This window comes from Streptomyces sp. MNU76 (genome assembly GCF_020982545.1).
Classification (GTDB): Bacteria; Actinomycetota; Actinomycetes; order Streptomycetales; family Streptomycetaceae; genus Streptomyces.
Map to the genome: position 1 here is coordinate 22,797 of NZ_JAJKLK010000022.1, position 12,990 is coordinate 35,786.

The 12,990-nt window shown below is 70.8% G+C and carries 7 protein-coding genes and 2 pseudogenes; 6 read left to right on the forward strand and 3 right to left on the reverse strand.

Going from position 1 to position 12,990, the window contains the following annotated elements:
- The first annotated feature begins 3 nt into the window (after window positions 1-3).
- A pseudogene (locus E4N62_RS35160) lies at window positions 4-1,002 on the forward strand (DNA-3-methyladenine glycosylase).
- A gap of 217 nt (window positions 1,003-1,219) precedes the next feature.
- Here E4N62_RS35160 and E4N62_RS35165 read toward each other — a convergent pair.
- Together E4N62_RS35165 and E4N62_RS35170 are read right to left on the reverse strand one after the other, a co-directional pair.
- The gene (locus tag E4N62_RS35165; RefSeq protein WP_184893301.1) at window positions 1,220-2,302 is read right to left on the reverse strand and encodes an NDP-sugar synthase; all 1,083 of its coding nucleotides are present in this window, start codon (window positions 2,300-2,302) and stop codon (window positions 1,220-1,222) included.
- A 201-nt stretch (window positions 2,303-2,503) separates the two neighbouring features.
- Complete coding sequence (locus tag E4N62_RS35170; RefSeq protein ID WP_230221679.1) at window positions 2,504-3,958, reverse strand: peptidoglycan recognition protein; 1,455 nt, start codon at window positions 3,956-3,958, stop codon at window positions 2,504-2,506.
- A 120-nt stretch (window positions 3,959-4,078) separates the two neighbouring features.
- Between E4N62_RS35170 and E4N62_RS35175 the strand changes: the two genes are divergently transcribed.
- The 4 genes and pseudogenes from E4N62_RS35175 to E4N62_RS35190 all read left to right on the forward strand — a co-directional run bounded on the left by E4N62_RS35175 (window position 4,079) and on the right by E4N62_RS35190 (window position 10,258).
- Window positions 4,079-4,834, forward strand: coding sequence for a TIGR03089 family protein (locus E4N62_RS35175; protein WP_230221019.1), 756 nt, complete (start codon window positions 4,079-4,081; stop codon window positions 4,832-4,834).
- 237 nt (window positions 4,835-5,071) lie between these two features.
- Window positions 5,072-6,266: pseudogene (locus E4N62_RS35180) on the forward strand (LCP family protein).
- A gap of 244 nt (window positions 6,267-6,510) precedes the next feature.
- A complete protein-coding gene (locus E4N62_RS35185; RefSeq protein ID WP_230221021.1) occupies window positions 6,511-8,262 on the forward strand; it encodes an LCP family protein in 1,752 nt (583 codons plus the stop codon).
- A 430-nt stretch (window positions 8,263-8,692) separates the two neighbouring features.
- Window positions 8,693-10,258, forward strand: a complete 1,566-nt coding sequence (locus tag E4N62_RS35190; protein WP_230221023.1) for an LCP family protein — start codon at window positions 8,693-8,695, stop codon at window positions 10,256-10,258.
- A 104-nt stretch (window positions 10,259-10,362) separates the two neighbouring features.
- Here E4N62_RS35190 and E4N62_RS35195 read toward each other — a convergent pair whose 3' ends face one another.
- A complete protein-coding gene (locus tag E4N62_RS35195) occupies window positions 10,363-11,391 on the reverse strand; it encodes a glycosyltransferase family 2 protein (protein WP_230221025.1) in 1,029 nt (342 codons plus the stop codon).
- Window positions 11,392-11,613: 222 nt separating this feature from the next.
- Here E4N62_RS35195 and E4N62_RS35200 point away from each other — a divergent pair, with 222 nt between their 5' ends.
- Complete coding sequence (locus E4N62_RS35200; RefSeq protein ID WP_374117159.1) at window positions 11,614-12,975, forward strand: LCP family protein; 1,362 nt, start codon at window positions 11,614-11,616, stop codon at window positions 12,973-12,975.
- The last annotated feature ends 15 nt before the right edge of the window (window positions 12,976-12,990 follow it).

A 12,990-nucleotide genomic window follows, 5' to 3' on the forward strand; every position in this document is an offset into this window, starting at 1 on the left:
TTCGTGGCCGGACGTTTTCCTCAGCGGCCCACTCGTACGACCGTGCGGGGTGGGCATGTCGTCGTGCCCGGTGGGGTGCCCCGGCAGGGGGCCGTGACAGGGCGGCGGCGGACCTGGGTGCCCGAGGGGGCGCTCGATCTGGGGCTCGTGCTGGGGCCGCTGCGTCGGGGCCCGGGGATCCGACCTTCCGCGCCATGCCGGACGGGTCCGTGTGGCGAACCAGTCGTACGCCGGTCGGCGCCGGGACGCTGCGGGTCGCGCTGCGGGCGGGGTCGTCGAGGCGGAGGCCTGGGGGCCTGGGGCCGAGTGGCTGCTCGACCAGGTGCCCACGATGCTCGGCGCGTCGGACCAGCCCGGGGCCTTCGCGCCCCGGCACCGGATCGTGGCGATGGCGTGGCGGCGACGGCCCGGGTTGCGGCTGACGCGGACCGGGCTGGTGCTGGAGTCGTTGATTCCGTCGGTTCTGGAGCAGAAGGTCACGACGGACGAGGCGTATCGGGCCTGGCGGCTGCTCGTACGGCAGTTCGGCGAGCCGGCACCGGGGCCCGCGCCGGGGCGGATGTGTGTGATGCCGGGGGCCCGGGAGTGGGCGCTGATCCCGTCCTGGGAGTGGCATCGGGCCGGCGTCGACGACAAGCGGGCGTCGACGATCCTGCGGGCGGTGCGGGTGGCGGGCCGGCTGGAGGAGGCCGTGGGGATGTCGCCGGTGGAGGCGCGGGCGCGGTTGGAGGTGGTGCCGGGGATCGGGCCGTGGACCTCGGCGGAGACCGTGCAGCGCAGTCACGGGGCGGCGGACGAGGTGACCACGGGGGATCTGCATCTGCCGGGGATCGTGGGGTTCGCGTTGGCGGGGATCGGGATGCGGACGACTCGGTGATGTTGTCGTTGTTGGAGCCGTATGCGGGGCAGCGGCATCGGGCGGCTCGGTTGATTCTGTTGTCGGGGCGGGTGCCGGGGCGGAGGGTGCCGCAGATGCCTCGGTGGGACATCGGGAAGTTGTAGCGCCCCCGCCGCCCCTACCCGTCCCTCCTCAGGGGCTGCGCCCCTTCGACCCCCAGACGTCCGTCCGGTGGGGGCTGGTCGCGCAGTTCCCCGCGCCCCTGAAAAGCAGGGGCTGCGCCCCGTGCGTTTCGGCCTGAGGGCCGGAAGCCCGAAAGGGGCGCGGGGAACTGCGCGACCAACCCCCCACTCAGCCGCAGACGACGAACGCACCCGGCAGTTACTGGTCCGACGAGAAGCGGAGCGCTCCCGTGGGGATTTGGGCGTCGCACCAGACTCGGACGCCCGTGCGGAGTTCGTTGTCGGCGCCGATGATCGCGCCGTCGCCGACGACCGTGCCCGTGAGGACGGAGCGTTCGCCGATGCGGGCGCGGGCGCCGATCAGGGAGTCGGTGATGACGGCGCCGGGTTCGACGACCGCGCCCGCCAGGACCGTGCTGCCGGAGACCCGGGCGCCCTCGCCGACGAACGCGCCCTCGCCCACCACCGTGCCGCCGGTCAGCTTGGCGTCGCCCGCGACCCGGGCGGTGGGCAGGATCAGCCGGTCGCCGCAGCGGCCCGGGACCGCGGGGGACGGGGCGCGGCCGAGGACCAGGTCGGCGGAGCCCCGGACGAAGGCCGCGGGGGTGCCGAGGTCCAGCCAGTACGTGGAGTCGACCATGCCCTGGAGGTGGGCGCCCGCGGCGAGGAGGTCCGGGAACGTCTCGCGTTCCACCGAGACCGGGCGGCCCGCAGGGATCGTGTCGATGACCGAGCGGCGGAAGACGTACGCCCCCGCGTTGATCTGGTCGGTGACGATCTCCTCGGGGGTCTGGGGCTTCTCCAGGAAGGCCAGGACCCGGCCGGTCTCGTCGGTGGGGACGAGGCCGTAGGCGCGGGGGTCGGTCACCTGGGTGAGGTGCAGGGAGACATCCGCGCCGGTGGACCCGTGGGTGGCGACCAGGCGGCGGATGTCCAGGCCGGTGAGGATGTCGCCGTTGAAGACGAGGACGGGGTCCTCGGGGCCGGAGTGGAGGTGCGAGGCGGCGTTGCGGATCGCGCCGCCCGTGCCCAGCGGCTCCTCCTCCGTGACGTACTCGAGGTGGAGGCCGAGGGCCGAGCCGTCGCCGAAGTGGGGTTCGAAGACCTCGGCGAGGTAGGAGGTGGCGAGGACTATGTGGTCCACGCCCGCCGCTCTGGCTCTCGCCAACTGGTGGGTGAGGAAGGGGACTCCGGCCGCCGGGACCATGGGCTTGGGAGTGTGCACCGTGAGCGGACGCAGCCTGGTACCTCTGCCGCCGACCAGGAGGATCGCTTCTGTCACCTGTCGTCTCTGCTTCCTGCCGGGACCGGCCGAACTGTCATTCGACCGGCCAGTGTATGCAGACCGTTCCATGGCGCCTTCGCGGCCGTGCGTATGGCTGTTGACGTGCCATGAGGCACGTCAACGGTGGTGTGCGTCGAGGGCGCGACGAGCGCACCCTCGACCTGTGCTGTGTCTCGTGTCCGCGTGACCTCCGGCCGGTCACCGGCCCTGCAAGCGGGCCGCCTCCGAGCGGGCCGTACCGAGCTTTCCGTAAAGGCGCCCCCCCGGGCACTCGGTCGCGAACCCGTCACGGTGGCCGGAGATCACGTTCAGTCGTACCTTCTTGCCTTTTGGGTAGAGATTGCCGCCACCCGAGGTGAGGTATGTCTTCCCCTTCGGGTTCGCTCCGTAAAGACCCAGTTTCCAGGCTGTTAGTTGCGCGATCGCCTTGACCGTCACAGCGGGCGGCTTGGTGCTGCTGAAACTGCCGATGACCGCGACACCCATGCTGTTCGTGTTGAAACCGAGGGTGTGGGCACCCATGACGGCCTTCGCGACACCACCCGCGCGTCCCTCGTAGATGTTTCCGCACTTGTCGACGAGGAAGTTGTAGCCGATGTCGCGCCAGCCGCTGCTCACGACGTGGTAGCGGTAGATACTGCGGATGACGGAAGCGGCCTGCGTGCACTTGTAGTTGTTGCCCGACGCGGTGTGGTGCACGAAGGCCACGTCAACCCGCTTGGTGTAGCGGAAGTCGCGCTCGCGCAGCTTCTCGTCGGCTCCCCAGCCGGCCCGCGTGACGATGCGGGGACGCGGCCCGATGTACGGCTTCGCCCCGGACGCCGAAGTCGCCAGCCGTTCCACCGTCTCCTTGCGCGACAGCGCCGGGATCGCGGTGGAGCCGAGTGGCGCGAGATCAGCGTTCACAGCGGAGGCGGCGGCCGACTCGACGGTCAGCGCGCCCAGCGTGGGGGCGTCCACGGTGCCGACGGGCGGGGGTTCCGCGATGTGCGCGGCACCCGTCACGGCGGCCGGTCCCGCCGCGCCGACGGGGGCGCCGACGCCAGGGTCGACCAGCTCCAGACGTAGGCCGTCCGGGAGCAACTGGACGCCCGGAGCGGCCGTACGGCCCCGGGTCTCGGCGCGCACGCGCACCTCGACGCCGTCCGAGTCGCCGACCCACAGCGGAGCGGTGGAGCCGCGCACCCGGCCCGAGGAGCGTTCGGCGGTGTCCGGGTCGGCGGCGTGCTCGTGGTTGTGCGTCTCGACGTCCTGCCAGCCGGACCAGCGGGCGGTGTCCGTCGCACGGGTACGGACCTGGACGCGGCCCTCCAGCTCGGCGTCCGGGTTGTCCCAGACGACGCCGACGAGGGAGAACGACCGCACGTCCCGCTTGCCGAGGCCCTGTTCGGGGGCGGCCGGGCCGAGGCTGCGGTCCGCTCGAGGGGACGAGGGGAGCGACTGGGTGCTGCCCGCCGCGGGGGAGAGCGAGAGCGGACGGGTGGGGGTCGAGGATCGCGCCGGGGTGTGGACCGCCGCGGAGGACGAGTCCGTCGGGATCGCCGCGGACGCCGTCGCCGGGAGGGCCGCCGGGAGGGCAAGTGCCGCGGCGCAGGTGACGCCGATCGAGGACGCGAGGAATCGTGATCTACGCATGCGTCCGATCCTGGACATAGTCATACATATCTGTCCATTGCGGGATTGACGGGTCGTCGGCTCCGCTCCGCCGAACCGGTTAGCTCTCGGGTCCGCCGGGAACCACGGGCGCGGCGGTCCCCGCGTACCCTTACGCGGATGAACACCACCGACCGCACCCCTGCCGACCTGCTGCGATCCGCGCTGGCCGCGGATCCCGCGCGCCCGCTGGTGACCTTCTACGACGACGCCACGGGCGAGCGGGTCGAATTGTCCGTGGCCACCTTCGCCAATTGGGTGGCCAAGACCGCGAACCTCCTCCAGGGCGAGTTGTCCGCCGAGCCGGGCGACCGGGTCGCGCTGCTGCTGCCGGCGCACTGGCAGACGGCGGTGTGGCTGCTCGCGTGTTCGTCGGTCGGGGTGATCGCCGAGGTCGGCGGGGACCCGGCGACGGCCGACGTCGTGGTGAGCGGACCGGACACGCTGGACGCGGCCCGGGCGTGCTCCGGGGAGCGGATCGCTCTCGCGCTGCGGCCGCTCGGGGGGCGGTTCCCGCAGGCGCCCGCCGGCTTCGCGGACTACGCCGTCGAGGTGCCGTCTCAGGGGGACCGGTTCGTGGCGTACGCGCCGGTGGATCCCGAGGACGCGGCGCTGGTCGTTGCCGGGCGGGAGTTCAGCGGGGCGGAGGTCGTGGAGCGGGCCCGGACCGACGCCTCCGGCCTGGGGCTGACGGGGCCGGGCTCACGGTTGCTGTCGGGGTTGGGGTACGACACGTGGGAGGGGCTGACCGCGGGGTTGTACGGGCCGCTCGCCAGCGGGGGGTCGGTGGTGCTGTGCCGCCATCTTGAGCGGTTGGGCGAGGACGCGCTCGCCAAGCGGATCGAGAGCGAGCGGGTCACTTCGGTCTCGCGGTGACGTGTTCTCGGTGACTGTGCGCGCTGACGCCGCGGGGGTGAGGACGGCAGGCGGGTGCGGGTTCGTCGTGGTCGCTCGCGCAGCTCCCCGCGCCCCTTCAGGGCACGGCTGCCCATGCCCATCAGCCACAAGGCACCGCCCCGTCCCCATTCGGCCTAGCCCCGGCCGCCCCTGCTCCCGCCCGCGCCATCGTCGTAGGAGCAACGACTCGCTCGTACGCCGTGAGGGTGGCCGGAAGTGGACGACGTCGGAGGGCAGGCGCGCGGGCTGGGGCCCGGTGCGGGCGGTTCGCCCACCGGGCTCGACCCCGGCGTCGCCGTCGGCGTCGGTGGGCGCGGTGGGTCGGCAGCGGTGCCGTCCTGGTGGTCGCGGCGCCCTGGGGGTGGGGTGGGCGGCGTACCAGAAGCTGGACGGGAACATCACCTCGGACCGTACGGCGGCGGACGAGCTGGCGCGGTACGAGAAGGAGCGGCCGACGGCGCTGGTCGGAGGCGCGCAGAACATCCTCGTCATCGGGTCGGACTCGCGGTCGGGGGACGAGAACGGCGAGTACGGGCGGGACTCGGGCACCGAGCGGTCCGACACGACGATCCTGCTGCATCTCGCGGCGGACCGGCGCAGCGCGACCGCGGTGTCGCTGCCCCGGGACCTGATGGTGGACGTGCCGAGCTGCCGGCGGCCGGACGGCAGTCACACCGAACCGGTGTTCACCATGTTCAACTACGCGTTCCAGAGCGGCGGTTCGGCCTGCACGATTCGTACGGTCGAGCGCATGACCGATATCAGGATCGACCATCACATCGTGGTGGACTTCACCGGTTTCAAGGAGATGGTCGACGCCGTGAACGGGGTGGAGGTGTGCCTCACCGAACCCATTCACGACAAACAGGCCGGCCTACGGCTGCCCGCGGGCAGGGTGAAACTCGACGGGGAACAGGCACTGGGATATGTGCGGGCCCGCAAGTCACTGGGTGACGGCAGCGACACGGAACGGATGGACCGGCAGCAGCGGTTCCTCGCGGCGCTGGCGGCGAAGGTACGCGGCAATGACGTCCTGCTGAATCCCGTGAAGCTGTATCCGGTGCTCGACGCGGCCACCTCGTCGCTCACCACGGACCCGGGACTGGCGAGTCTGCGCGGACTCTACGACCTGGTGCGCGGCCTGCGCACGATCCCCATGGAAAAGGTGCAATTCCTGACCGTTCCCCGGAAGTCGTATGCGTACGACGCCAATCGTGACGAGCTCGTCGAGCCGGCGGCACGGAGCCTTTTCGCGCGGCTGCGCGCCGACGCGCCCGTGGCGGTGGCCCGCGAACTCCCCGAGGGGACAAGGGAAGGGCATACGGAAGAGCTTTCGGGAAGCCTCTCCGGGACACCCGATCCCGTACCGACTTTCCGCGGCAGTACGGCCGCCGAGAAGGACTGCGGATGACTCCGGAGGGGTTCAGCGTGTAAAGCGCACGTCAACACAAGGAACAAATGCTCTAGGAAATGGGCGAATTGCCCGGTTGTAGGGACGTGCAATTTGTCACCGCCGTCGCTGGACACCTGATCGTGCGGCTAATGTGAGCGATCCGGTGTGTCAGGCCTTCCGGTCACGCACCACTTGCAGCGAGACCCGAGCGTCTTTTGAGGGGGAAGACGCCGCGTGGCCCCGACGGAGGAATCAGACAACCGTGGACGCGCAAGGCCGTGGGCGGGCGGACGACATCGACCCCGCAGACCAGTGGGTACTCAACCCGAGCACCGGTGAATACGAACTGCGACTGACCCCTTCCGCACCGCAGTCGGCGGTGCCGAGGCCGCGCCGGGCCACGCCCGCGGCGGCGGGGGCCAGGGCCGCGGGCGGCGAAACGTCCGCGCGCTCCGCGTCGGCGGGCACGGACACCCGGGAGATCCCCGACACGCTGCCGGGACCCCGGCGTCGGCGGAGCACGCCCGAGGAGGACCCGCTGCCGGGCCGCCGGGGCGGCCGGGGCAGGACGAAGCCCAAGAAGTCGACGGGCAAGCGGATACTGGTGTGGACGGGCGGCACGCTGGCGTTCGTACTGGTCGGCGTGACCGGCGCCGCCTACCTCTACTACCAGCACCTCAACGACAACATCCAGAAGATCTCGGACGACGGCGCGAGCACCGGCGGCTTCAGCAAGGACCGGGCGATCAACCTGCTGGTGATCGGCACGGACAAGCGGACCGGCGCGGGCAACGGGAGCTACGGCGACAAGGACAGCGTCGGCCACGCCGACACCACGATCCTGCTGCACGTCTCCAAGGATCGCACGAACGCGACCGCGATGAGCATCCCGCGTGACATGATCGTGGACGTCCCCGACTGCCTGACCACGCAGGAGGACGGCTCCAAGAAGAACATCGCGGGGACGCCGAACGTCCGGTTCAACACGAGCCTCGGCCAGTACGGCCGCACGCCGAGTTGCACGATGCGCACCGTGGAGGAGCTGACCGGCATCAAGTCGGACCACTTCATGGTCGCCGACTTCAACGCGGTGAAGACGCTCTCCACGGCCATCGGCGGTGTCGAGGTGTGCCTGGAGAAGGACATCAAGGACTCCAAGTCCAAGCTGGACCTCACCGCGGGCAAGCACACCATCGAGGGCGAGGAGGCGCTGGCGTTCCTGCGCACCCGCTACAGCGTCGGCCTCGGCAGCGACCTGAGCCGGATCGAGCTGCAGCAGCAGTTCCTCAGCTCGATGATCCGCCAGATGAAGTCCAAGGACACGCTGACCGACCCGACGAAGGTGCTGGACCTCGCGGAGGCCGCCACCAGCGCGCTGTCGGTCGACTCCAAGATCTCCGACATCAAGGTGCTGGCCTCGCTCGGTCAGGAGGTCGGCAAGGTGAAGACGAAGAACATCACCTTCACCACCGTGCCGGTCATCGACAACACCGACGGCGCGACCGTGCTGCCCACCCCGGGCAAGGCCGAGCAGCTCTTCGAGACCATCAGGAACGACGTCTCGCTCACCGAGGTGAAGAAGCAGGCCAAGGAGAAGGAGGCCGCGAAGCTCAAGGGCTCGCGCGCCGACGCCTCCGAGGTCCGGGTCAGCGTCTACAACGGCGGTGCCAAGGCCGGCAGCGCACAGGCCACTCTCAACTGGCTGCAGAATGATGTCGGCGTGACCAAGTCCAGCCAACTCGGCAACGCCGACAAGACGTTGACGAAGACGACCCTCGCGTACGACCCCGACCAGGCCGACCAGGCGCGCAAGCTGGCCGACCTGATGGGTCTGTCCGCGTCCGCGCTGAAGCCCGGCAAGGGCAACAGCGAGACCAACTCCCAGGGCCTGCCCTCGATGGTGCTGACCCTGGGCGAGGACTTCAAGGGAGCCGGGGTGCCGCTCAGCGGCGGCTCGGCGGCGGATCTGGACGTCCAGAAGGACACCGCGGACAAGGAAAAGTGCGCCAGTTGATGACCTGAGGGGGTCGTGGCGCGTCCTACCGGACGCGAGCAGTACAGGACAGCCGAGAGATCCGGTGTTGTACCGGGCGGGCGCGACGACGCGCCCGCCCGGTCGGTTCTGAATGTCGTCGAAAGTGCCGTGGGGCGGTACGTGCCGCCGCCGACCCGTGTCCACATGTCATCCGGTCGGAACACATGACGCGTTCAACAGAACATGAGTACATCCCGGTTGGGTTCTCGACGGTCCAACAGGAGGCGGGGACGGCCCCGCCACGGCAGGGTGGGGAGGGCAGGGAGATGGTACGGAGCGACGTGCGCGGGGACGGGGGCGACCGCGTGTCGAGGAACCCGGCGAGCAGGACGGGGACCTGGATCCGCAGGACGGGGACCCGAATCCGAGGGGCGAGGCGTCCGGCTCGGACGGCGACACGGACGTCAGGGTGCCCGAGCAGGCCGGACGGAAGCGCCGCGACAGCGGTGGCGGTGGCGGTGGCGGTGGCCGGGGGCGCGCGAAGGCCCCCGAAAGGCCCCGGCGCAGACGGGTGTTGCGCTGGTCGGCGACGGTCCTGGCGGTGGTGATACTCGGCACCGCCGGTGCCGGCTACCTCTACTACCAGCACCTCAACGGCAACATCAAGAAGGAGAAGCTGAACCTCGGCGACACGAAGATCGCCGAGCCGACGCCGAACGCGGCCGGCCAGACCCCGCTGAACATCCTGCTGATCGGCTCGGACGCGCGGGACACCGCCGAGAACCAGAAGCTCGGCGGCGCCAAGGAGAACTTCAACGGGCCGGCGCTCGCCGACGTCCAGATGCTGCTGCACCTGTCGGCCGACCGCACCAACATGTCGGTCGTCAGCATGCCCCGCGACACCCTGCTGGACATCCCCAAGTGCACCGACCCGGACAGCGGCGAGGTGTACGAGGCGCTCACCCATGTGATGACGAACCAGTCGCTGGAGCGCGGCGGCCCCGGCTGCACGGTCGCCACCTGGGAGAAGCTGACCGGGATCCGCATCGACCACTTCATGATGGTCGACTTCTCCGGCGTGGTGTCGATGGCCGACGCGATCGGCGGCGTGCCCGTCTGTGTGGACGCCAACATCTACTCGCACACCAGCGACGGCAAGGGCTCGGGGCTGAAGCTGGAGAAGGGCACCACGTACATCAAGGGCAAGCAGGCCCTGCAGTGGCTGCGCACCCGGTACGGCTTCGAGGACGGCAGCGACATCGCGCGCGCCAAGGCCCAGCACCAGTACATGAACGCCATGGTCCGCGAGCTGCGCGAGAACGCCACGATCACCAACCCGAACAAGTTGCGCAGGCTCGCCGAGGAGGCCACCGACGCGCTCACCGTCGACGAGGGCCTCGGTGACGTCGCCAAGCTCTACGACCTCAGCATGGAGCTGCGCAAGGTCGAGCCCGCCCGGATCACGATGACGACGATGCCGTACACGTACGCCGGCGCGCGCGTCGTCCCCAAGGAGGGCGACGCGGAGAAGCTGTTCCGGCTCGTGCGCGAGGACATCTCCCTGGACGGCAAGGACAAGAAGAAGGCCGCCACCGAGGACGCGACGTCCGACGACCCGGCGGCGGCGAAGGACGAGATCGGGGTGCTGGTGGTCAACGGCACCATGACCTCCACCCTCGCCCCGGTCGCCGGCCGCGCCCACACGGTGTCCCAGCTGCTCGTCGAGGAGGGCTTCGCCAAGTCCTCGTCCGACGCGACCACCGCGACCGCCGAGGACAAGACGGTCGTGCGCTTCCCGAGCGCCGAGCTGGAGGGCGACGCCCAGGCCGTCGCCAAGGCCCTCGGCATCCCACTGGGCCAGGTGGAGAAGTCCACGAACGTCAGCGGTGTCACGCTCGTCGTCGGGGCCGACTGGCGGGAGGGGAAGACGTACCAGGCCGAGAAGCAGGACGACACGACTCCCGAGTCGGCGGACGCCCTCAACGGCGCCAACAAGAAGGCGTGCATGAAGGTCGATCCGGGGTTCACCTGGTGACCGCGCCGACCGCCCGTACCTGAGCCGGGCAGCGAGCCGTCCGTAGCCGAGCAGGGCCCCTCACGTCATCGACGTGCGGGGCCCTGCTCGTCCGTACGGGATGCTCAGCCCTCGGTCAGCACCGCGGGGCGGCGGGACGCGATGACCTTCTTCGCCAGGGACCGGGGGCTGGTGAGGAAGCCGAAGCCCCAGGACATGTGCATGGTGGCGAGGGCGACAGGGATCTGTAGGCGGGCCTTGAGCGGCAGCCCCTTGCCCGCCGGGATCGAGCCCGCGACGATCGCCGCGAGATAGCCGCCGGGGACGACGAAGCCCAGCGGGTTCACCAGGACGCCCAGCAGCGTGCCGGCCACGATCGCGCACACCGCGGCCGGCGGGGCGAGGTAGCGCAGGTTGATGGAGCCCTCGTGGTAGCGGGCGACGACGTGCCGCCAGCGCCCGTAGTCCTTGTACTGCTTGGCGAGCGCCTTCACGCTGGGGCGGGGCCGGTACGACACCCGCAGCTCGGGCGAGAACCAGATGAGGCCGCCCGCCTCACGGATCCGGAAGTTCAGCTCCCAGTCCTGGGCGCGGATGAACTCCACGTTGTAGCCGTCCTGCCGCTCCAGCGCCTCGCGCCGGAAGACACCCAGGTAGACCGTCTCGGCCGGACCCGCCTCGCCGCCCGTGTGGAAGGCGGCGTTGCCGACGCCGATCTTCGAGGTCATCGCGGCGGCGACCGCGTGCTCCCAGTCGTTCTCGCCCTCGGCGTGCATGATGCCGCCGACGTTCTGCGCGCCGGTCTCCTCCAGGAGCCGGACCGCGGTGGCGATGTAGTTCGGGGAGAGGATGCCGTGGCCGTCGACCCGGACCACGATCGGGTGGCGGGAGGCCTTGATCGCGGCGTTGAGGGCGGCGGGCGTCCGGCCGGTGGGGTTCGGGACCGTGTGGACGCGCGGGTCTTCGCGTACGAGCTCGGCGGCGATCTCGTCCGTGCGGTCCGTGGACGGACCGAGGGCGATCACGACCTCCATCTCGCCGGCGTACTCCTGCGCGAGGATCGCTTGGACGGCTCCGCGCAGATGCCGCTCCTCGTTGAGGACGGGCATGATCACGGACACGGCGGGGAGCTGCACGTCGGGCTTGGCGTTCATAGGGGGCTCACGTTACCGCGAACGGGGGACACGAACGCGCGCCGCCCGGGCGCGTGCGCGGGGCGCGGAGGCCGGGACCCTACGGTGCTCAAGGTTCTCTGACTTCTCCCCCTTCCCCTGACCGGTCTCGCGGAGGTGTCCCCCGTGTCCACACCGCCCCGCCGTCCAGCCCGTCCGCAGCAGCCCCGGCCCCCCGTGCGCCCCCGGCGGCGGGGCTGGGCCATGCGGGCGGTGACCACGCTCTCGGTGGTGGTGCTGGCCGCCGCGGGCATCGGGCACGCGGTGGTGACCCGCCTGGACGGCGAGATCAAGCGGGTCGACGCCTTCAAGGACATGAAGAACCGCCCCGAGGCGGGCCACGGCATGAACGTGCTGCTGGTCGGCACCGACGGCCGCGACCGGATCAGCGAGGAGGAGCGGCGCAGGTACCGGCTGGGCGGGGCCCCCTGCCACTGCACGGACACGATGATGATCGTGCACATCTCGGAGGACAGGGAGCGCGCGAGCGTCGTGAGCCTGCCGCGCGACTCGTACGCCGAGACGCCCGAGCACACCGACCGCGCGACCGGCAAGGTCTCACGCTCCCACCCGATCAAGCTGAACGCGGCCTACGCGGAGGGCGGGCCGCAGCTGACCGTGCGCACCGTCGAGCACATGACCAAGGTGAAGATCGACCACTACGTCGAGGTCGACTTCACCAGCTTCATGCGGACCGTCGACGTCCTCGGCGGCGTCGAGATCTGCACCACGCGCCCCCTCAAGGACTCCTACACCGGCCTCGACCTGGACGCGGGCACCCATGAGCTGGACGGCGGCGAGGCCCTCCAGTACGTCCGTTCCCGGCACGCCGACGGCTCCTCCGACCTGGGCCGGATGAAGCGCCAGCAGCGGTTCATGGCGTCCCTGATGTCCCAGGCCACCTCCTCCGGGGTGCTGCTCAACCCGATGAAGTTCCGCGACATCACCCAGGCCGTCCTCGGTTCCGTCCGCGCCGACAAGGAGTTCGGCACCGGTGAGCTGATCGACCTCGGCCGCGCGATGCGCAACCTCACCCCGGCCTCGTCGGAGTTCACCACCGTGCCCATCGGGCGCATGGGGTACGCGGTGGAGGGCGTCGGCTCGACCCTGAAGTGGGACGACGCCAAGGCCGCCCGCCTCTTCGACGCCCTGCGCGACGACCGCCCCCTCGCCCCCTACAAGGCGCGCGGCTCCTACGCGCTCGTCGACGTGGCCCCGCAGCAGATCCGCGTCCAGGTCGAGAACGGCACCGCCGTCCCGGGCCTCGGCAAGAAGGTCGACCGCCAGCTGGCCGCCACCGGCTTCCGCACCACGAGGACCCCGGTCAACGCCGCGCAGCCGAACGCCACCCGCACCCTGGTCTTCCACGACCCCCGCTGGGACCGCTCCGCCCGCTCCCTCGCGGCCGCCCTCCCGGGCTCGCAGCTCCGCCCGGTCCGCGCGCAGGGCCCTGTCATGAAGGTGGTCGCCGGCACGGACTTCAAGGGCGTCCGCAAGGTACGCGCCGAGGACCCGGAGCGCGGCGAGTCGGGAGTGGTACGCGGCGACCAGGTGACCTGCGCCTGAGGAGGGCCGACACTG

Excerpts from the sequence above, each read along its gene's own strand:
- E4N62_RS35170 (WP_230221679.1), bottom strand. The coding sequence starts at position 3,958 with ATGTCCAGGATCGGACGCATGCGTAGATCACGATTCCTCGCGTCCTCG.
- E4N62_RS35175 (WP_230221019.1), top strand. The coding sequence starts at position 4,079 with ATGAACACCACCGACCGCACCCCTGCCGACCTGCTGCGATCCGCGCTG.
- E4N62_RS35195 (WP_230221025.1), bottom strand. The coding sequence starts at position 11,391 with ATGAACGCCAAGCCCGACGTGCAGCTCCCCGCCGTGTCCGTGATCATG.
- E4N62_RS35200 (WP_374117159.1), top strand. The coding sequence starts at position 11,614 with ATGCGGGCGGTGACCACGCTCTCGGTGGTGGTGCTGGCCGCCGCGGGC.